This is a genomic window from Flagellimonas iocasae, from assembly GCF_042682725.1.
GTDB classification, from domain to species: Bacteria; Bacteroidota; Bacteroidia; order Flavobacteriales; family Flavobacteriaceae; genus Flagellimonas; species Flagellimonas iocasae.
The window spans coordinates 47,739-68,139 of sequence record NZ_JBHUHU010000003.1; the positions used below are offsets into that span (position 1 = coordinate 47,739).

Consider the following 20,401-nt stretch of genomic DNA (forward strand, 5'->3'; position numbering starts at 1 on the left):
AATCCTTAACGCGTCAGGTAATTGACAAAGCCAAAGGCTTTTCGCTTGGAAAGATAGTCCATGTCCTTCTCATTGGCATAGGCCTCACGCTCAAAACTGATGTTTTGGTAGGCACGATAGCTATTCAAATAGAGTAATGTACGTAGCAACCATTCAGAAATATAAAGGATATAAAATGGCAAAATGAGCAGTTCGCGTTGTTGCTTCAGGTGGATGCGTTCATGGTTGATGAGCACCCCATCCATTTTGAGCGACCCTTCCTTTAGGAAGATGAAAGGCCACACCGATAGTCCGACGTAATTTTTGTAGAAAAAGTGTTTGAATACCAATATCACTTGAAAACTATCATGGTTTCCTACAAATATAACAGCAAAATGCAGTGCAAATTGGATGCAATCGATAATACCATTAACAATATCGGTGAACAACCCTGTTTTGGAAATCTTAAAACCCTAGGGGCTTTCCCGTGAAAATCGTAACTTTATGTAGCGAATTTGCGTTGTACGTATGAAGGAATACATTCCCTTGGAGGAGGGCGATTTTTACTTTTCGGAAGAGGGATACCGGGTATTCACGGAACAATATCTATTAAAAAGAGGATATTGTTGCGAAAGTGGATGCCGACATTGTCCGTATGGGTACAGTTCAAAAACAAACATGAGACGCTAAAATCGCATTCGGCATAATATTTGTGACGTATTTAGTAATCTCAACGAATTCAAAAACAGTACTATGAAAAATGTAAAATTCTTCACTTTGGCTGCGCTTGCACTTATTGTATTGGCTTCTTGCACCTCTGTCAGAGTGGTTTCCGACTACGATCAAAAGGCGGATTTCAACACCTATAAAAGCTACGCCTTTTACAAAACTGGTATCGATAAAGCCCAAATTTCCGATTTGGACAAAAAACGTATTCTTAGAGCCATTGAAACCGAACTGGGTTCACGAGGCTTCGTAAAATCTGAAAATCCTGATGTGCTTATCAGCATTTTTACCAAGGAACGCGAGCGCGTTGACGTCTATAACAACAACTTTGGTTGGGGTTATGGTGGGTTCTATAACCCCTGGGTCTGGGGTCCCGGTTGGGGCTGGGGTTGGGGCAACAACGTTAGCACCAGTACAGAAGGTTCCCTTTATATTGATGTCATCGATGCCAATAAAAAAGAATTGGTTTGGCAGGGTCGCGGCGTAGGCACCTTGAACAACACCAAAAATATTGAAAAGAAAGAGGAGCGCATCCGAGAGTTTGTCTCCCAAATTCTAGAGGAGTATCCGCCCAATGCCGCGGTTGCCTCCAACTAAAATTACAAGCCGCCCTTTGGGCGGTTTTTTATTTCCATTAAGCTGATGCCCAAGGTAGACCCATTTCGATTTTGTACCTTTAAGCAACCGAAAAAACGTTTATGAGCTACGAATCGAATCCCATATTGGACAAGTTGCCCAAACACCTCAAACAGTTTATAAAACCACAGCATTACGAGGCATATTCGCCTATTGACCAAGCGGTTTGGCGGTATGTGATGCGCAAAAATGTGGATTATCTGAGTCGGGTGGCACACAGTTCGTATGTGGATGGATTAAAGAAAACAGGGATTTCCATCGACCATATTCCGAACATGTACGGCATGAACCGCATTTTGAAGGAAATCGGGTGGGCCGCTGTTGCTGTGGATGGATTTATTCCGCCTTCGGCCTTTATGGAATTTCAGGCGTACAATGTTTTGGTGATTGCGTCGGATATTCGCCAACTGGAGAATATTGAATACACCCCGGCCCCGGATATCATCCATGAAGGGGCGGGCCACGCACCCATCATTGCCAATCCCGAGTATGCGGAATATTTACGTCGGTTTGGGGAAATTGGCTGCAAAGCGATTTCCAGTGCGAAAGATTACGAGCTATACCATGCGGTGCGGCATTTGTCCATCATCAAAGAGGCAGCCGGTACACCACAGGAAGAAATTGATGAAGCTGAAAAGCAGATAGAACACCTTCAAAATAATATGGGCACGCCCAGTGAAATGGCCCTCATCCGAAATTTACATTGGTGGACCGTGGAATATGGACTTATCGGCACGGTGGACAACCCAAAAATTTATGGGGCAGGTTTATTGTCTTCCATTGGTGAAAGTGCGTGGTGCATGACGGACCAAGTAAAAAAGATTCCCTATTCAATTGAAGCGGCCCATACCGAGTTTGACATCACCAAACCGCAACCACAACTCTTCGTTACGCCAGATTTTGCGTTTTTGAGTCAGGTTTTGGAAGATTTTGCCAATACCATGGCTTTGCGCAAAGGTGGACTTTCGGGGGTTCAAAAACTGATTGATTCCAAAGAATTGGGCACCATTGAGCTCAGTACTGGATTGCAGATATCCGGGAATTTTGATAAAGTGATGGAGCATGAAGGAAAACCCATCTACATCCAAACCAAAGGAGCAACCGCCTTAGCCTATCGCGAAAAAGAACTGGTAGGCCATAGCATAGCCCAACATGCGGATGGTTTTGGAACGCCCATCGGTAAATTGAAAGGCATCAACATTGCCATTGAAGATATGGGGCCACGGGATTTAAAGGCCTATAAAATTTATGAAGGGGAACAAGTCACTCTGGAATTTGAAGGTGGAGTCACCGTAAAAGGGAATATCATTACCGGAACCCGTAATCTTCGGGGTAAAATTATATTGATTACGTTCGAGGATTGCACCGTAACCTACAACGGGGAAGTACTTTTTCAACCCGATTGGGGACTTTACAACATGGCGGTAGGGCAAGATGTGGTCTCTGCCTTTAACGGTCCTGCGGATTTAGCCAGTTTTGACCTTATCACGCATGAGATTACCGAGACGACTATCAAACACCAAAAAAGTGCTGAACGCGTGCAGTTGGAACAGTACTATTTGCAGATTCGAGAGTTTCGCGAAGGAAAAAACACTACCACTTCCCGAAACAAGGTCTTCAAGGCACTAAAAGAAAATTATCCAACCGATTGGTTGCTGTCCGTGGAATTGTACGAATTAGCCGTGAAGGGCAACGATGAATCCTTTCAGCAAGAAATTTTGGATCATTTGGAAACCATCAAACAAAACAATCCCAAAGTTGGGCATTTAATTGATGATGGAATTCAGTTAATCGACCACAGTTTTTCCCAAGTCAAGTAGTTCCTCCGTAGAATTGATGGGTTCTTCTCCATAGACCAATGTCCAACCCAAGGAATTGGTCAAAATGTAAATGCGGGACAGTTCGCTGAGCAGTCGGTTTTCTGCATTGGACACCAACGTTGAGGCTTCAATCTTTTTTAGCAATGACTGATTTACATTTTTTTTAATCAGATTGTAATCCTCCGCTTTGAATGGGTTCAAGTAATCCGCGGTAACATCATAATATTCAAAATCCGGGTTGATTTTCACCTCGGGTTCAGGAATCTGGGTAATGGTAAGGGTCTTGTTGGCCTCATCCAGGTCATAAGAAATTTTGGAAAGATCATAGGCTATGGTGACTTCGGCATTCGCCACCACCAACGCTTTTTTATCTGCTGTGACCAAAGAACCGAACAACTCCCGCGAGTCTTTATAATTGTAGACTTCCACAAAATGACCTTCGGTCACGATGAGTTTGGAAACGTTTTTCAATTCCTGTTGAATGAGCATGGAACTTTCCTGCAATACAGTCTTGCGTTCGTGCTCATCGGCACAGGATTTATAAATCAATACAGAGGCCAACGCAATGATGGCCCCGACCAGTACTTTCTTCATTTTTTTAGAATTTCATGAAAGGATACCTCTCTTGAAGATACGTAATTTTTGAGCGGAGAGACGTTTCAAACTTTTGATGCGCCTCGGAATCTGGGTTAAAAGGTCGGTGCAAAAGCCCTTTTTGAATACCATCTACCTCATCCATAATTGAGTAACAGTCTTCATCAATCCAAACCGATTTTAACTTTTCCCAAATATAATCCACCGCCAATTCGTTGGGATGCACCATATCCTTTCCGTAAAAACGGTAATCCCGGAGTTCATCCATCATGATTTCATAGGCTGGAAAATAAGAGACATTGTGTCCTTTCACCACTTTATGAACTGCTGCAATAAGATGGGCCTTGCTCTGTTGATTTTCCACAAAACCATCTTTAAGGTGGCGCACCGGGGAAATTGTGAAAATTAACTGAGCCTCCGGATTTACCTCAGCAATCCTGTTGACCATGTTTTCCAGACTAGCTATGATAGCATCAATGGGCAACAATTCCTTGGAAAATTCCTTTTGCGGAACTTTATGGCAATTGGCCACCATTTTATGAGTCGTTTTATGTCGATATACCCAAGCTGTCCCTAAAGTAATAACGATATGGGAGGCATTCCGCAATCCCAATCGGGTTTCATGTAATTGTTGGTTGAGACGTTGGAGCAACGCCCGTTGGGAATTGGCCCGCACTTCAGAATGGGCATCAAAACAACACCAAATACCATCCTGCTCAAAGACCTCTGTCTCTTTATAACACCATTCCTCCAATGCACGTTGCACCAAATTTTCAATGGCCAGCGGATGAAAAAGGATTCCAAAAGGATTTTGCAATTGCTGAAACTTGAAATAGTCCAGCTTGTTTCCCATATTTTCAACAAAGCAGGAACCCATCAACAGTAATCTGCTCTGGTAATCAATAGGTTTGGTCGCTTTTTCTAATGGAACTATGGTTTGAAGCTTCATGGAAAGTAAGATACGTTATTTACAGTCATTGATGCTTGCGAGCAAATCCCTGTACTGTTCCTGCAGTTGATCCTCGAGTTGCTTCATTATTTCAAGCGTGCGCACCAAATCCTGCATGGACCTATTCCGCAAGGCTTCTGTGGCGTTGTTCAGTTCAATTTTGACCAAGTCTTGGGTGTTGTACAACTTCTGAAGATCATACAGGCAATCATACCCAAACTCATGGAAAATCCCAGTGGATTTAGACACTTCCCACGCAATGCTACTCAGGTCCGTAATCTCAAGGTTAATGAAGGTATCCAAACTATACTTGTAAAGCCCATTGCCGGCATCGGAAGAATCCACTTTTCTGACATAAGCGTCATACGTTTTGGTGAAAACCCGCATCTCTTCTGGAGTGGTTATAAGCGCACCTTCCTCATTTTTTAACCGATTGATTTCAGTAAAAAAAGAAGGTATTTTTTGATTAAGGACACTATTCGCCACCAACTCATCCAAATTGGCCTTGATTTCACCCTCAATTTTTTCGAGAGCGATTTCTTTATCCTTCTGAATGGTTTTGGAAGCATTCCAATCATTGAACCAAATGGCCAGATTGATGCCCACAAACAAAAGGAATATCTCCCCGAAGATATATTTCCAGTTGAACTCTTTTATATTGAAGAATCTCATCTTAGGTTGTTGCCAGAACAATCTCCTTGGCGTTGGCCAAGGCTGCTGGAATGCCATCAGGGTTTTTACCTCCAGCGGTCGCGAAGAACGGTTGTCCACCTCCACCACCTTGAATGTGCTTGCCCAGTTCCCGAACAATGTTTCCAGCGTTCAATCCTTTGTTGGACGCCAATTCTTTGGAAATGTAACAAGACAGCACTGCTTTTCCTTCATTTTCTGCAGCAAGCAACAAGAACAAATTGGTTACTTGTCCTCCCATTTCAAAAGCCAAATCCTTGATTCCACCTGCATCCAAATCCACTTTTTTAGCCAAAAATCGAATACCATTGATTTCTTCCAACTCGGCAATCAAATCATTTTTGAGACCTTTGGCTTTGTCTTTCAACAATTGCTCCACCTGCTTTTTTAGGGCATTGTTTTCTTCTTGCAAACTGGCCACCGCTTTCACAGGATCTTGGGAAGTATTTAATAGGCCTTTTATTTCAAACAACATTTGATTGTTCTTGAAGAAAAATTCCTTGGCCGCTTCCGAGGTGATTGCTTCAATCCTACGGATTCCCGCAGCCACAGCCCCTTCGGACACAATCTTAAAATGCCAAATATCCGCAGTATTCTTCACATGCGTTCCTCCGCAAAGTTCAATGGATTGACCAAAACGTACCGTGCGCACCGTATCTCCATATTTCTCACCAAAAAGCGCCATAGCTCCTTGCTCCATCGCTTGATTTATAGGAATATTTCGATGCTCCTCAAAAGGCAATTGGCCTTCAATTCGGGCATTGACAAAATTTTCCACTGCACTCAATTCCTCTGAAGTCATTTTGGAGAAATGGGAAAAGTCAAACCGTAAATGCTTGGCATGCACTGAGGACCCTTTTTGCTCCACATGAGTCCCCAAAATTTCCCGAAGCGCCTGATGCAATAAGTGCGTTGCCGTATGGTTGCATGCCGTATAAAAACGTTCCTCTTTGTCCACCACCGCTTTGAAAGTTTCCGAAACATCCTTAGGAAGTTCTTCGGCAAAATGTACAATCTCGTTGTTTTCTTTTTTGGTATCTACGATATACACCACATCGCCATTTGGGGCCTCCAAATAGCCTTTGTCGCCCACCTGACCACCACCTTCAGCATAAAAAGGCGTCAAATTAAAGACCAATTGATACTGGTCACCCTCCTTTTTACTGGTCACTTTGCGGTATTTCACCAATTTTACCTTGGCTTCCAAAGTATCATACCCCACAAATTCCTGCTCGGAATCTTGTTGTAACACGGTCCAGTCGTCTTTTGATACTTCCGACGCGGCTCTGGAACGGTCCTTTTGTGCTTTTAATGCTTTTTCAAACCCCTCAACATCCAGTTGATATCCTTTTTCTTCCAAAATGAGCGAAGTAAGGTCAATGGGAAACCCGAAAGTGTCATACAGTTCGAAGGCTTTTTCGCCAGCAATGGTTTTACTTTTTGATGATGCAATCACAGAATCCAACAACACCAATCCTTGTTCCAAGGTGCTCAAAAAAGAGTTTTCTTCTTCTTTGATGACATTCTCAATCAATTGATGGTTCTTGGGCAATTCGGGAAAGGCTTTTCCCATGCTTTCACTCAACACCTTGACCAACCGATAAATGAACGGCTGTTTGGTGTCCAAAAAGGTAAATCCATACCGAATAGCACGGCGCAATATCCTACGGATAACATACCCCGCCCCGGTGTTGCTCGGTAGTTGCCCGTCCGCAATGGCAAAAGATACCGCCCGGATATGGTCAGCAACCACCCGAATGGCAATATCAGTTTCCTCGTTTTTTCCGTATTTTTTTCCGGTGATGGTTTCCACCTCACGAATCAATGGCGTAAAAACATCGGTATCGTAATTGGATTTAACCCCTTGCAACGCCATACACAAACGCTCAAAGCCCATCCCGGTATCAATATGCTTTTCAGGAAGGTCTTCCAAGGAACCATTGGCTTTTCGGTTGTATTGGATAAATACCAAATTCCAGATTTCCACCACCAAAGGGTCATCTTGGTTGACCAATGATGCTCCGGGCACTTTGGCCTTCTCTTCTTTGGAACGAAGGTCTACATGGATTTCCGAACAGGGGCCACAGGGACCTTGATCGCCCATTTCCCAGAAATTGTCCTTCTTATTCCCCATGATGATGCGGTCCTCAGGAACAATGGCTTTCCATAGATCATACGCCTCTTGGTCCATTTCCAACTTATCATCATCACTACCTTCAAAGACGGAGACATACAGAATGTCCTTATCTATTTTATATACTTCAGTGAGTAATTCCCATGCCCACTGAATGGCTTCTTTTTTAAAGTAATCCCCAAAACTCCAGTTGCCCAGCATCTCAAACATGGTATGATGGTAGGTATCCTTGCCCACTTCTTCCAAATCGTTGTGCTTACCACTTACCCGGAGACATTTTTGGGTATCGGTCACCCGTTTGGACTTTGGAACCGAATTTCCCAAGAAAAACTCCTTAAACTGATTCATTCCCGCATTGGTAAACATCAATGTGGGGTCGTCCCGCATCACCATTGGCGCTGATGGGACTATGGTATGGTTCTTCTCTTTGAAAAAGTTTAAAAATTGGGTTCTAACTTCTTGGGATGTCATTGAATTCCTAGGGTTTTCTTAAATTTAACACTTTAAGCAAAACAATTTTTATATTTGCTTGTTTTGATTAAAAGAGCCTGTCTGCTGGCAGACAGGTGAGCAAAAATAGGATAAAATCCATTCATGTCTAAAGTTAAGTACTATTACGACCCGGATACACTTTCCTATCGGAAGATAGAGCCGAAGAAATCCAAAAAATATAGGAATCTCTTCCTGTTTTTGGTGGGATCGGCGTTGTTCGGTTTTCTTGGCCTAATCATTTTGCTGAATACACGATGGGTAAATACGCCCAAGGAGCTTTCCTTGGAACGTGAGGTTCGAAACTACGAACTCCAATATGATATCTTGAACCGCAAGATGGAGCAAATGGAGCAGGTGTTGGGCAATATTGAAGAACGCGACAATAATATCTACCGGTTATATTTTGAGGCAAATCCTATTCCAGAGGAACAGCGCAAAGCAGGTTTTGGTGGAGTGAACCGATACAAATCTTTGGAAGGCTTCAACAATTCCGAAATCATCATCAATGCCACAAAGCGACTGGATATCATTCAAAAGCAAATGGTGATTCAATCAAAATCCTTGGATGAGATTGCCAAATTGGCTGAGGAAAAAGAGAAGCTATTGGCTTCCATTCCGGCCATTCAACCCATAAGCAATGAAGACCTTACCCGAATGGCATCTGGATACGGATGGCGTTCCGACCCTTTTACCAAAGCGCGTAAAATGCACTGGGGAATGGACTTTACCGCCCCAAGAGGTACTCCTATTTATGCCTCTGGCGATGGAAAAGTGGTACGGGCGGACAATAGATCTTCCGGTTATGGAAAACACGTTCGTATAGATCATGACTACGGTTATATTTCACTTTATGGACACATGAGCAAATACAATGTTACGGTGGGCCAAAAAGTGAAACGCGGTGACCTTATCGGTTTTGTAGGAAGTACAGGGCGCTCCGAAGCTCCGCACTTGCACTATGAAATCTTTAAGGACGGTGAGCGCATCAACCCAATTAACTTCTATTATGGAAGTTTAACGGCAGAAGAGTTTGAAAACATGCTCAAATTTGCCAACCAAGAGAACCAATCACTGGATTAATGTACGTAGAGCTTCCCGAAAAACGGTATTATGGTATTGGCGAAGTGGCCAAGGCCTTTGGGGTGAACACTTCCCTGATTCGTTTTTGGGAGAAGGAGTTTGATGTGCTTCAGCCTAAAAAGAATGCAAAAGGCAACCGGAAATTTACCCCTCAGGACATCCAAAACCTGCAGTTGATTTACCATTTGGTGAAAGAACGCGGGTTTACGCTGGAAGGTGCCAAAACCCATCTGAAAGAAGAAAAACAAAAGACACTTTCCACCTTTGAGGTTGTCCAAAAGCTCCAAAAGGTACGGGCCGAACTGTTAAAAATCAAAGAACAACTATAACCATTTAATACCAAGAAAATGAAAAAAGGCATTATCGCCCTTATTGTACTCGTTGTACTGGGCGTATTGATTGGTGGCTGGTATATTAGAACCAACAACAGTCTTGTGAACATGAAAGGACAGGCCACAAAACAATGGGCCAACGTGGAGAGCTCCTATCAGCGTAGAAGTGATCTTATTGGGAATTTGGTGAAAACCGTTCAAGGCGCTGCCGATTTTGAACGTGAGACCCTCACCGAAGTTATTGAAGCCCGTGCAAAGGCAACATCTACAACGGTTGATGCAAACAACCTTACGGCAGAGCAATTGGCCGAATTCCAACAGGCACAAACTGGACTTTCTTCAGCCTTATCCAGACTTTTAGTGACCGTGGAACGCTATCCCGAACTTAAGGCCAACCAAAACTTTCTGGAACTGCAATCTCAATTGGAGGGCACCGAAAACCGCATCAATGTAGAGCGAAACCGATTCAACGACCTTGCTGGTGAATACAATATCAAAATCCAACAGATTCCAACAAATATTGTAGCCAGTCTTGGCAATTTTGATGCATTGGCATTGTTCGCATCCAACCCCGGTGCCGAAAACGCCCCTGATGTAAACTTTGAGTTCGATTAGGCATGTCGCACGTAGAGGAATTTTTAACGGCCGATGAAGAACAAGAAATCATCAATGCCATACTGGAGGCTGAAAAAAACACTTCCGGCGAAATCCGTGTCCACATTGAAGGAACTGCGAAAATAGACCATTTTAGCAGGGCCCAGCAGTTGTTCCATTTTTTAAAGATGGACAACACCAAGGAAGGCAACGGTGTGTTGATCTATGTTGCCGTGGATGACAAAAAATTTGTAATCTATGGCGATACGGGTATTGACCGCGTTGTTCCCAAGGGATTTTGGGATACCACCAAAGATGTAATGGCCTCCCATTTTAAGAAAGGACACTTTAAACAAGGTATTGTAGAAGGTATTTTAATGGCTGGAAAGGAACTGGAATCCCATTTTCCATGGGACCATAATGACACCAATGAATTGAGCGATGCAATATCCAAAGGCTAGCCTTTTTTTACTTACTTTTTTTTGCATTTCCATCGGTTGGGGACAGTTCACCATACCCGAAAAGCCCCAAAAGCAGACCAGCGTCTATGACTATGTAAATCTGCTCTCCGCCTCACAAGGCAACGCCCTGGAACAGAAACTGATTCGGTATTCTGACAGCACTTCAACCCAAATTGTAGTGGCTATCATAAGCTCCACCGAAGGTGAGAACATAAATTATTTGGGAGCGCAATGGGGTCAGAAATGGGGCATTGGACAAGCAGATAAAGACAACGGCGTTTTGGTTCTTCTGGCGAGGGACGACAGACGGATAGCCATTAATACCGGATATGGTGTGGAAGGTTCCTTGACCGATTTTATGTCCAAACGCATTATAGAATCCGTGATTATTCCCGAGTTTAAAAAAGGGGATTACTATGCCGGGCTGGACAAAGGTGCCGATGCCATATTTCAAGTTTTGAATGGGGAGTTTGCAGAAGACCGCACCTTTGGAAACGGGCAAGGATTCCCGCTAAAAGCTTTGCTTCCCTTTATTATTTTTATTGTCATTATGATCATTCTTTGGAGTAGAAAAAACAAAGGTGGTGGTAAAGGCGGTGGACGCAGGGGAAGAGGTTTGGATATTTGGGACATGATCATCTTGAGCAACATGGGCCGAAGCTCTGGCTCTTCCGGCGGATTTGGTGGAGGAGGCTTCAGCGGAGGTGGATTTGGCGGCGGCTTCGGCGGAGGGGGCTTTGGAGGAGGCGGTGCTTCTGGCGGCTGGTGATTCCCGGTCTATTTGCCTGAAAAGCAACCTTTTCACAAATTTCTATCTGGGTTTAAAAACGCTGCCATGACCCGAACCTTGCTGTATTTATTCCTCCTTTGCTGTATTATTTCCTGTGATTCCAAAAAGGAAATCGATTGTTCAGCTGTGCTTTGCGATGTTGCGAATAACAGTGTTTATATTCAATTCATTGATAGCGAAACAGATGAAAATCTGTTGGACAATGAGACCATCCTTGAAGAAACCATCGATGTAAAGGACATGGGTAATACAGAAGTGCCCTTTATTACTGCCGACCATCCCGATTATGGGAAAATCCTCCTGTTTTCTTTATCCCCAACGCCATATGGAAATAAATCATTCACCATCACTTTTGAAGGTGGCAGTCCATTTACCATAAGTTTTGCAACCTCTTATATTGAGGGCGGGTGCTGCGGTCCATTCACGGCAATAGATGATATAGAAATCAGCACCTATACCCATGAATATTCAGAAAGGGGATACCTCCCCCTGGAGGTGACCATTTTAGTGGATTGATTAAAATCTAATAAATCTTGGTCCTCCCCTACCTCCTTGGTTTGGCGCACCTTTTCCACCAAAAGAATCAAATTTGATGGTAAGGCTGCCCATAAAATAGCGTTTGAGCGCGGTTCCTTGAAAGTCTTGTACAAAATCCTGTCCTGTGGTTCTTCGTGTATTGATGTTTTGGTTGAGTAAATCGTAAGCTAACAACTTTAAGGTGGCTTTCTTCTTGAATAGTTGCACCCCAAGGCTCATGTTCCAAAAAATGGCATCCTTATCAAACCCAGCACCTAAATTTCCGTTATAGGAATAGGTGATATCGTTACCAAAAACTACGTTCTCCGGCCAGTAGGTTGTTGTTCTAAAGGACAAATTATGGGTGGTGAAATTAATATCCTCAACATTATCCAAATTATACCGCGTACTATTTATACCGTAGGTATATCTTGGTTCCAACTCAATTTTTTCCTTGTAATTAAAAAGAAAGTTTATTCTTGGGTACAGCGATAAATTTTTGGCTTCCAGCCTGCTTCCGTTGGTAAATCCAACCTGCTTACTGATATTGGCACTGGAACCGAAACCAAACTTGAACGTATACAGACTGTCCCTTTTAATTTGCTTGGAGTAGTCAAAACCCATCCAACCGCTGTAATTGCCATCTACATTCTGGTAAGTGGTGGTTCGGATAAAGTTCTCATCTGTAGTGGTGATGGTCGTAATTTGGTCTTTTTGGAAATTCATATTGGTGTATATGAACAACCCTGTCCGTTCCTGCCAATTGTAATTATTATAATTAACACTTACGCGATGCGAAATTTCCGGACTCAAATTCGGGTTCCCCACAATGATGTTCAACGGATTGTTCACATTGGGAACAGGCTGCAACTGGTTTACTGAAGGAACATCAAGATTGGTGTTATAATAAAGTCCTAAATTCTTGTTCTTCCCCAAAGAATAATTGACCCGGGAATTGAACAACAGTTTGGAAAAATCATTGGAGAAGGAAGTATCCTGAATAAAATCCTGATTATCCAACCCCACCTGCTCATAACGAGCACTTAGGTTGAACCTCAATTTTTGCCCATTAGAACCAATGGCCATTTCAGGAATATGCTTCTGGGTGTCAAAATCAAACTCGGAGCTCAAGGTTGAATTGAAAACGTATTCCCCTGAAACTTCATCAAAATCGGTTACCGTACGTTGGTTTTGCTGTTTATTGTTGGAATAACTATATCTGAAATCCAAATACAGGCCCTTATTCACTGGCTGACGATAAGAAGCCCCCAATTCATAAGAGTCATTTTTGTTGTCGATACTGGTTCGTTGGTCCAGCACCTGGGTGTTGGGATTATCGCCATAAACGTTCCGTTCAGAGTTTAATGTGGATTCGGTGGTGTTCAATCTATTGTTATTGTCGAAATAGACACGCACATATTTTCCAAGGGTATCCAACTTCTTCATGATTTCTACCCTGTTATCAAAATTTCGTTGCATGCCATCACTGGTGTTGATGGATGTATTTTCGTTGATAAGATTCCCGTCTTCATCGGTAGAAACCGTGTACTCCGCATCCGATGAATTGGTCCGGTTTACCGTAATATTGGGCCGTACCGTTATTCGAGTGGTCTTGTCCACATCAAACTCCAAATTACTTCGTCCTTGGTTGGAATTGGTGGTCCCCACAAAACTACTCTCCGTATCCGTGAAAAAGCTTCCAGTGGGCAAAATATTTTCCCTGGAAGTCCTTTCATCATTATAAGAATCACTGTACGAATAAAAATAGTTTCCATCTATCCGATATTTATCCTTTTCCTGATCCGCGTAGCTAATCCCCACCGTTGAAGATGTGGTGATTCCTTGACCAAATCCAAAAGAAAGGTTACCAATGGAAAATGACCCATTTCTACCAAAACTTCCACCTCCTCCTCTGGCATTTCCTACCATTTCATAAATCTCGTCATAAGAGAATCCTGAGTTGTTGATGTTGTTGCTACTACCCAAAACACTGATTCGTTTGGTGTCGTTAAAATAATTTAGGAGTCCATTGGCCTGATACCGGTCATCCGTACCATACCCTCCAGCTAAACGACCCATATACCCTCTATTCTTGTCCTCCTTGAGGGTTAAATTGATGGTTTTGGTCTCCCCGTTCCCCTGTTCACCGGTAAATTCCTGTTCACGGGTCTTGGTATCGGTAATTTGAATTTTGCTGATCAAATCTTTGGATAAGGTTTTTGTGGCCACAGTGGGGTCGGTGCTAAAAAATACTTGTCCGTTCACCAACACTTGATTCACCTCTTTTCCATTCACTGTAATGGTTCCGTCTGTATCCACCTCTACTCCGGGCAACTGTTTAAGGACGTCTTCCACGGTGGCATCGGGTCGAGTCTTGAAGGAATCAGAATTGAATTCCAAGGTATCCTGCTTAATGGTGATGGGCACACGTTCAGCAACCACATCAACCCCACTGAGCTGTTGCACTTGCTCCTCCATGATGACATTGTTGAGATTCACGGAAGGTTTGAGTTCTACCTCTACTGATTTGGATTTAAATCCGTTATACGAAAAATTGACCCGAGCCTTTTTTAAGGAGGTTCTTCCTTCTAGGGTAAAGTCCCCGTTCTGGTCGGTGATGGTATAGGTGATCAAAGTGCTATCCTGAACGGATTCTGCATAAATTGTAGCACCTTCCAAGGGACTGGCGTTTGCATCATCAACCACTTTTCCTTTTACTAAAAAGTCTTGTGCGGTTAAAGAAATTGTTGAAATGATGATTAGAATGAGAGTGGTGTAAAGTTCTTTCAAATGGCAGTTTGTTTTTTGAATGGATGTAAAATTCACACTTAAAGTATAGTATAAATCAAATGGTCGTTTCCAGTTTAACGTAACTTTGAGATAATTTGCCTTTAAATCATAAAGCTTTCCCAACGTTTAGGCCATTTCATGAACTTCATTCGTAAATCCTAACGTACCATCCGTAAAACAAAAAGCCCCTCCTACCTAATTTTAGCTATCTTGGCTTTGGCTAAGTTTATTGTGTAATTAATTCCCTTTTTAGCATGTCAAGGCTTTTTAAATTTTCCTTTGTTTTACTATTGATTTTTACTGTTTCCTGCAAGAAGAAGACAGATTCAAGCGCCACTGACAATCTCTTCAAATTCAAGGATTACATCAGTTACCACACCCATGGAAACCAGAGTATCTCTACACCTATAAAAATTGTTCTGGCCCAACAATTGACCCAATATGAATTGAGCCAAGAACTTCCTTCAGAGTACCTAAAAATTTCACCCAGTATTGAGGGGAAGCTCATCATAGAGAACGGTCGGGAACTCACCTTTCAACCCTCAGAATACTTAAAACCGGATACGGAGTATGTGGTCACCCTTTCGCTTAACAAACTTATGGAGGACATCGACAGTGATTTTAAAAAATACACCTTCAGTTTTAAGACCATCACCCCCAATTTTAAGATCAACTTGGGTAACCTTCAATCCTATAGCAAAGAGTGGCAGTATTTGACTGGTACGCTGGACGCCTCCGACATTTTGGATGCTTCCAAGATAAATTCTATCCTCTCCGTACAGCAGGGCACTAAAAAGATTCCCGTTAAGTGGGACAACACCAGTGAAAATGCCCAATATTTTAGCTTTAAGATTGACAGCATTGCCCGTGCCACAGATGATGGCGAGCTCACCATTAATTGGTCCGGAAAAGATTTAGGCATAGACAATGATGGTTCAGAAACCTATACCATCCCAGGACTGAATAAATTTGTGATTGTGGATGCCAAGACCACATCGGCACCCAACGCTGTTTTGACGCTGAATTTTTCGGAACCCTTAAAACAAGATCAAAACCTAAACGGACTCGTCACTGTTGAAAACGCAGAAAGCCTTCGCTATGAAATTGATGGAAACGTGTTAAAAGTGTACCCCTCCAACCGAATTTTGGGTGAAGTACGAGTCAATGCTTACGAGGGTATCAAAAGTGAGTATGGTTTCACGTTGAGCAAAACGTTTTCAGAACTGGTTTCCTTTGAGCAATTAAAGCCCAGTGTTCGGTTGGTTTCCAAAGGAACCATTTTACCCAATTCCGCATCCACCCCCATTTATTTTGAAACAGTGAATTTATCCGCTGTGGAAGTCCGGGTGATTCAGGTTTTTGAGAATAATATGCTGCAATACCTGCAGAACAATAATCTTACTGAAAACTACGACCCCGATTTGAGGCCCGTGGGACGCAGAGTGGCCTATAAAGTCATTCCACTATCTGAAGGTGAAGATGAAAACTCCAGCTATTGGAAAGCCCATGCACTGGACCTCTCCGAATTGATTAAAATTCATCCCGGGTCATTGTATCGGGTGGAGTTTAGCTTCAAAAAAGAACACACTACCTACGATTGTACCGGAATCCAAAATTCGGATGAAACATCCATCGACTACGCCTCTCAAAATTCCAATGATGAGGCTTTGGAAGAACGGTATTGGGACAACGAAATCTATTATTGGAGAAATTACGACTACAACTGGGAAGAGCGCGACAATCCTTGTCACAATGCCTATTACAATTATGATCGGGTTGCATCAACCAATTTATTGGGCAGTGATTTGGGTCTTATCGTTAAAAAAGGTAACAATCGTTCCTACCATTTTACAACGACCAATTTATTGACCACAAAACCAGAGGCCAATACCAAAATCAAACTCTATAATTATCAACAACAACAATTGGGTGAAGCCACCACTGACGCTTCTGGATTTGCAGTATTTGATAGTGATAAAACAATTGCCTTCGCAGTTGCGGAAAAGGACAACAACTTTGCCTATGCCAAATTGATGGACGGAAACGCCCTTTCCTTAAGCCAGTTTGATGTTTCTGGCGAGGAATTGCAAAGTGGTCTTCAAGGTTTTATGTATACCGAAAGAGGAGTGCATCGCCCTGGGGATGTGGCCCACCTAACTTTCGTTCTGGACGACTCGGCCAATCCATTACCTAAAGGTCATCCCGTTGCGTTGGAGGTCACAGATGCCCGCGGAAAACTGGTGCAACGCAATGTACTTACTGAAGGTACCATCCCTGTATCTGATGGTTTATACGCCAAAAGGGAAGAAAAATTCTATTATTTCCCCATTCCAACCCAACCCGATGCGCCAACAGGAAATTGGAATGCCAAAATTGTGGTGGGTGGGGCCCAATTCAACAAAAGTTTAAAGATAGCTACGGTAAAACCCAACCGGTTGAAGGTGGATTTTTCATTTGATGATGAAGTCTTGACCGCCAACTCCAATAACCGAGGCAAAGCTACTGTGCAATGGTTGCACGGCGCACCGGCCCGCAATCTTAAAATTGATATCAACGCCACGCTCAAACAAACATCCACCGCATTTCCAAAATTTAAGGACTACGTCTTTCAGGACCCTGCCCGTAGTTTCAACGAGACTGAATTGCAATGGATTTCGACCAAATTGGACGGAAATGGTGTTTTGGACATCAATAATAAAATCGATGTCAATGGCAATGCCCCTGGCATGTTACAGGCAACATTTACCACAAAAGTGTTTGAAGGTGGTGGTGACTTCTCCATTGATGTATTCTCGAAGAATCTGGCTCCATTTTCCCATTTTGTGGGATTAAAATCGCCAGAAGCCAAGCTATATGGTTCCTTTTTAACCGATGAAAAAACCACCTTTGATGTGGCAACCGTGGATGCCCAAGGAAATCCATCCGGTAACCGAAAGTTGAAAGTACAAGTGTTTAAAATTGAATGGCGTTGGTGGTGGAACCGAGGTTATGACAACCTTTCCCGGTACGAAAATGCCACAGTGCATCGCCCATTTAAGGAAATGAACATTACCACAGGTGCAGACGGAAAAGCCAACTTCAGCATCAATGTCCCTGATGAGGATGGAGGCCGATTCTTGATTCGGGTTATTGACGAAGCTTCAGGTCATGCTACGGGTCGTACTGCCTATTTTTATCGAAACTGGTGGAGAAGACCTGCTTTCAACGATGCTGAAAGTTCCAAAATCCTCATTTTTTCAGCCGATAAGGAAAAATACAAACTGGGAGAGCAAGCGAACATCACTTTCCCTTCAGACCGAGGAGGGCGTGCCCTTATCAGTATCGAAAATGGTACCGAAGTTTTATCACAACAATGGATTGAGACCTCGGCTAAAGAAACCAAAGCAGCTATTCCAATAACGGCTGAAATGGCGCCGAATGCCTACATTAATATTTCTTTGTTGCAGCCACATGGACAAGTAGCCAACGATTTGCCTATCCGTCTGTATGGAGTGGTGCCTCTTTTGGTGGAAGACCCTGCCACATTCTTGGAACCTCAACTCTCCATACCAGACGTTCTGGAGCCTGAAAAATCCTTTAAGGTCACCGTTTCCGAAGCCAACAAAAAACCCATGACCTATTCTTTGGCTGTGGTTGATGAGGGATTATTGGATTTGACCCGTTTTCAAACCCCGGACATCCACAGCTCCTTTTATGCAAGACAGGCTCTTGGGGTAAAAACCTTCGATATTTTTGATGATGTCATGGGCGCTTATTCCATTAGTGTGGATAACATTTACGCGATTGGTGGTGGTGGCATAGGGGCTGGTGCCAAAAATAGGAAAGCACAACGGTTTAAGCCTGTGGTTAGCTACTTGGGTCCATTCACACTAAAACCAGGTGAAAAAGCTTCGCATACTATAAATATGCCCAATTATGTGGGCTCAGTCCGTACTATGGTTGTGGCCGGAAACCTAAACAGTGCCTACGGCAATACCGAAAAAACCACGCCAGTACGCAAACCATTGATGGTGTTGACCTCCATTCCGAGGAAACTTTCACCCGGCGAAACCGTGACCATTCCCGTGACCGTTTTTGCCATGGAGCCGAAGGTGAAAAATGTCAAGGTGTCCATCAATGCCGGAAAAGCTTTGGAACCCATCGGAGAAACTTCTAAAAATATTACGTTCAATGCGGTTGGGGAGCAGATTGTGAATTTTGATTTCAAAGTCAATCCCGCAGCAGCATTTCAAACCATAAAAGTAACGGCTTCTGGAGCTGGTGAAAGTGCGAGTAGCGAAACTGAAATTGATGTCGAAAACCCGAATCCAATTACCACACGGAGTGAACTGTACACCATTGATGCCAACGGTTCACAGACCATACCGTTTGAAACGTTTGGCACTTCGGGAACCAATGAAGCTTTCATTGAATTTTCTACGCTGCCCCCAATGGATTTTTCAAAACGGATGGATTACCTGCTCCGCTATCCTCACGGATGTGTGGAACAGACCACCTCAGCAGCATTTCCACAATTGTTCTTGGCGGATGTACTTGACATCACTTTTGAACGAAAAAAAGACATCGAGAAAAATGTCAAAGCTGCTATCAATAGATTGGGTGATTTCCAAGCGCCAAGCGGTGGACTCACCTATTGGCCCGGTTATGGCAGTGCAGATGACTGGGGTACTTCCTACGTAGGTCATTTTATGTTGGAAGCCAAACAACAGGGCTATCAATTACCATTGACGTTCTTGAGCAACTGGCTGCGATATCAGAAAAATGCAGCCCGCCAATGGAGCAATGCGGCCACGAGTTACAACAATGATATTGCACAGGCATATCGTTTATACACCTTGGCACTGGCCCAACAACCCGAGCTAGCGGCCATGAACCGACTTCGGGAATCGAAAAACTTGAGCAATGAGGCTAAATGGCGTTTGGCAGCAGCCTATGCCCTCACTGGCAAGAAAGAAGTAGCCCAAGCTATTGCACAAAAAGCGAACATTAACTTTACCCCCAATAATTATGATTACCGAACCTATGGTTCCGTATTCCGAAACAGGGCCATGGCATTAGAAACCATGGTCATTTTGGGAGACAACCAGCAGCGGGAATTGGCAGTTTCGTTAGCGAAAAATCTATCATCGCAACGTTGGTACAGCACCCAAGAAACCGCCTTTGCCCTGCTGTCCATGGCTAAAATGGTGCAAAAAAATGGAGGTAAATCCATCGATTTGACCTTTACCAACAATGGCAAGGAAGTTTCTGTGAAAACAGATAGGGCGATTGCGCAACGTGGGATTACCATTTCATCGTTTAAGGAGGAAATTCAAGTCAAAAACAAACAAGGAAACACCATTTATGCCACCCTAACGCAGACTGGGAAATTACCTGTAGGCGAAGAATTGGCGCAGCAGCAGAATTTGAACCTTTCTGTAGCCTATTTGGATGCTATCGGGAATTCTATCAATGTGAATGAATTACGACAAGGCACCGAGTTACAAGCCCAAATTACGGTCTTCAATAGTTCCGAAGATTATGTGGACAACTTGGCCCTCACCCACATTGTTCCCAGTGGATGGGAGATAGTGGACACTTCCTTCGCCGATGGAGACAACCCCAACGCAGCTAAGGCTGATTATGTGGATACGCGTGATGACCGCACCCATCTTTATTTTGACCTTGGAGCCAGAAAATCCAAAACCTTTACCATCAAACTGAATGCTTCATTCTTGGGCGATTACTATCTGCCCGGAGCTCAGGTTGAAGCCATGTACGACAACAACTACCAAGCGCGGAATAAAGGAAATTGGATCAAAGTGGTGCAATGATGTGA

General features: G+C 43.3%; 16 protein-coding genes. 10 read left to right on the forward strand and 6 right to left on the reverse strand.

Translation table 11 applies throughout. From position 1 onward, the window contains the following. Positions 1-5: 5 nt before the first annotated feature. Positions 6-335 carry a hypothetical protein gene (locus ACFSJE_RS07560; RefSeq protein WP_379830380.1) on the reverse strand — a complete coding sequence of 110 codons (330 nt, stop codon included), beginning with the start codon at positions 333-335 and terminating at the stop codon, positions 6-8. Between the two features lie 172 nt (positions 336-507). Here ACFSJE_RS07560 and ACFSJE_RS07565 point away from each other — a divergent pair, with 172 nt between their 5' ends. From ACFSJE_RS07565 to ACFSJE_RS07575, 3 genes are all read left to right on the forward strand, one after another. Beyond that, positions 508-669 (forward strand): DUF5522 domain-containing protein, encoded by a 162-nt coding sequence (locus ACFSJE_RS07565; protein WP_379830381.1) that lies wholly within the window; start codon positions 508-510, stop codon positions 667-669. A 63-nt stretch (positions 670-732) separates the two neighbouring features. Next, on the forward strand, positions 733-1,302 hold the full coding sequence (locus tag ACFSJE_RS07570) for a DUF4136 domain-containing protein (RefSeq protein ID WP_379830382.1): 570 nt from the start codon (positions 733-735) through the stop codon (positions 1,300-1,302). A gap of 101 nt (positions 1,303-1,403) precedes the next feature. Then, complete coding sequence (locus ACFSJE_RS07575) at positions 1,404-3,161, forward strand: aromatic amino acid hydroxylase (RefSeq protein ID WP_379830383.1); 1,758 nt, start codon at positions 1,404-1,406, stop codon at positions 3,159-3,161. Here the strand turns inward: ACFSJE_RS07575 and ACFSJE_RS07580 are convergent. The 4 genes from ACFSJE_RS07580 to alaS are packed head-to-tail and all read right to left on the reverse strand — an operon-like array spanning position 3,129 to position 7,999. After that, the gene (locus tag ACFSJE_RS07580; protein ID WP_379830384.1) at positions 3,129-3,755 is read right to left on the reverse strand and encodes a DUF4230 domain-containing protein; all 627 of its coding nucleotides are present in this window, start codon (positions 3,753-3,755) and stop codon (positions 3,129-3,131) included. The genes ACFSJE_RS07575 and ACFSJE_RS07580 overlap by 33 nt on opposite strands. A gap of 4 nt (positions 3,756-3,759) precedes the next feature. Continuing rightward, the gene (locus ACFSJE_RS07585) at positions 3,760-4,704 is read right to left on the reverse strand and encodes a GSCFA domain-containing protein (RefSeq protein WP_379830385.1); all 945 of its coding nucleotides are present in this window, start codon (positions 4,702-4,704) and stop codon (positions 3,760-3,762) included. A gap of 15 nt (positions 4,705-4,719) precedes the next feature. Next, positions 4,720-5,376, reverse strand: a complete 657-nt coding sequence (locus ACFSJE_RS07590; RefSeq protein ID WP_379830386.1) for a hypothetical protein — start codon at positions 5,374-5,376, stop codon at positions 4,720-4,722. A 1-nt stretch (position 5,377) separates the two neighbouring features. Continuing rightward, the gene (gene alaS / locus ACFSJE_RS07595; RefSeq protein WP_379830387.1) at positions 5,378-7,999 is read right to left on the reverse strand and encodes an alanine--tRNA ligase; all 2,622 of its coding nucleotides are present in this window, start codon (positions 7,997-7,999) and stop codon (positions 5,378-5,380) included. Positions 8,000-8,122: 123 nt separating this feature from the next. Here alaS and ACFSJE_RS07600 point away from each other — a divergent pair, with 123 nt between their 5' ends. From ACFSJE_RS07600 to ACFSJE_RS07625, 6 genes are all read left to right on the forward strand, one after another. Continuing rightward, positions 8,123-9,100 carry a M23 family metallopeptidase gene (locus tag ACFSJE_RS07600; RefSeq protein ID WP_379830388.1) on the forward strand — a complete coding sequence of 326 codons (978 nt, stop codon included), beginning with the start codon at positions 8,123-8,125 and terminating at the stop codon, positions 9,098-9,100. After that, positions 9,100-9,429, forward strand: a complete 330-nt coding sequence (locus tag ACFSJE_RS07605) for a MerR family transcriptional regulator (protein ID WP_379830389.1) — start codon at positions 9,100-9,102, stop codon at positions 9,427-9,429. The genes ACFSJE_RS07600 and ACFSJE_RS07605 overlap by 1 nt, the downstream gene beginning before the upstream one ends. An 18-nt stretch (positions 9,430-9,447) precedes the next feature. After that, the gene (locus ACFSJE_RS07610; RefSeq protein WP_379830390.1) at positions 9,448-10,047 is read left to right on the forward strand and encodes a LemA family protein; all 600 of its coding nucleotides are present in this window, start codon (positions 9,448-9,450) and stop codon (positions 10,045-10,047) included. A 2-nt stretch (positions 10,048-10,049) separates the two neighbouring features. Next, the gene (locus tag ACFSJE_RS07615; protein WP_379830391.1) at positions 10,050-10,487 is read left to right on the forward strand and encodes a TPM domain-containing protein; all 438 of its coding nucleotides are present in this window, start codon (positions 10,050-10,052) and stop codon (positions 10,485-10,487) included. Continuing rightward, positions 10,468-11,256 (forward strand): TPM domain-containing protein, encoded by a 789-nt coding sequence (locus ACFSJE_RS07620; protein ID WP_379830392.1) that lies wholly within the window; start codon positions 10,468-10,470, stop codon positions 11,254-11,256. The genes ACFSJE_RS07615 and ACFSJE_RS07620 overlap by 20 nt, the downstream gene beginning before the upstream one ends. A gap of 66 nt (positions 11,257-11,322) precedes the next feature. Beyond that, positions 11,323-11,793 (forward strand): hypothetical protein, encoded by a 471-nt coding sequence (locus tag ACFSJE_RS07625; protein WP_379830393.1) that lies wholly within the window; start codon positions 11,323-11,325, stop codon positions 11,791-11,793. Here ACFSJE_RS07625 and ACFSJE_RS07630 read toward each other — a convergent pair whose 3' ends face one another. Next, positions 11,794-14,583, reverse strand: a complete 2,790-nt coding sequence (locus ACFSJE_RS07630; protein ID WP_379830394.1) for an outer membrane beta-barrel protein — start codon at positions 14,581-14,583, stop codon at positions 11,794-11,796. Positions 14,584-14,837: 254 nt separating this feature from the next. Here ACFSJE_RS07630 and ACFSJE_RS07635 point away from each other — a divergent pair, with 254 nt between their 5' ends. Then, positions 14,838-20,396, forward strand: a complete 5,559-nt coding sequence (locus ACFSJE_RS07635) for an alpha-2-macroglobulin family protein (RefSeq protein WP_379830395.1) — start codon at positions 14,838-14,840, stop codon at positions 20,394-20,396. Positions 20,397-20,401: the final 5 nt, after the last annotated feature.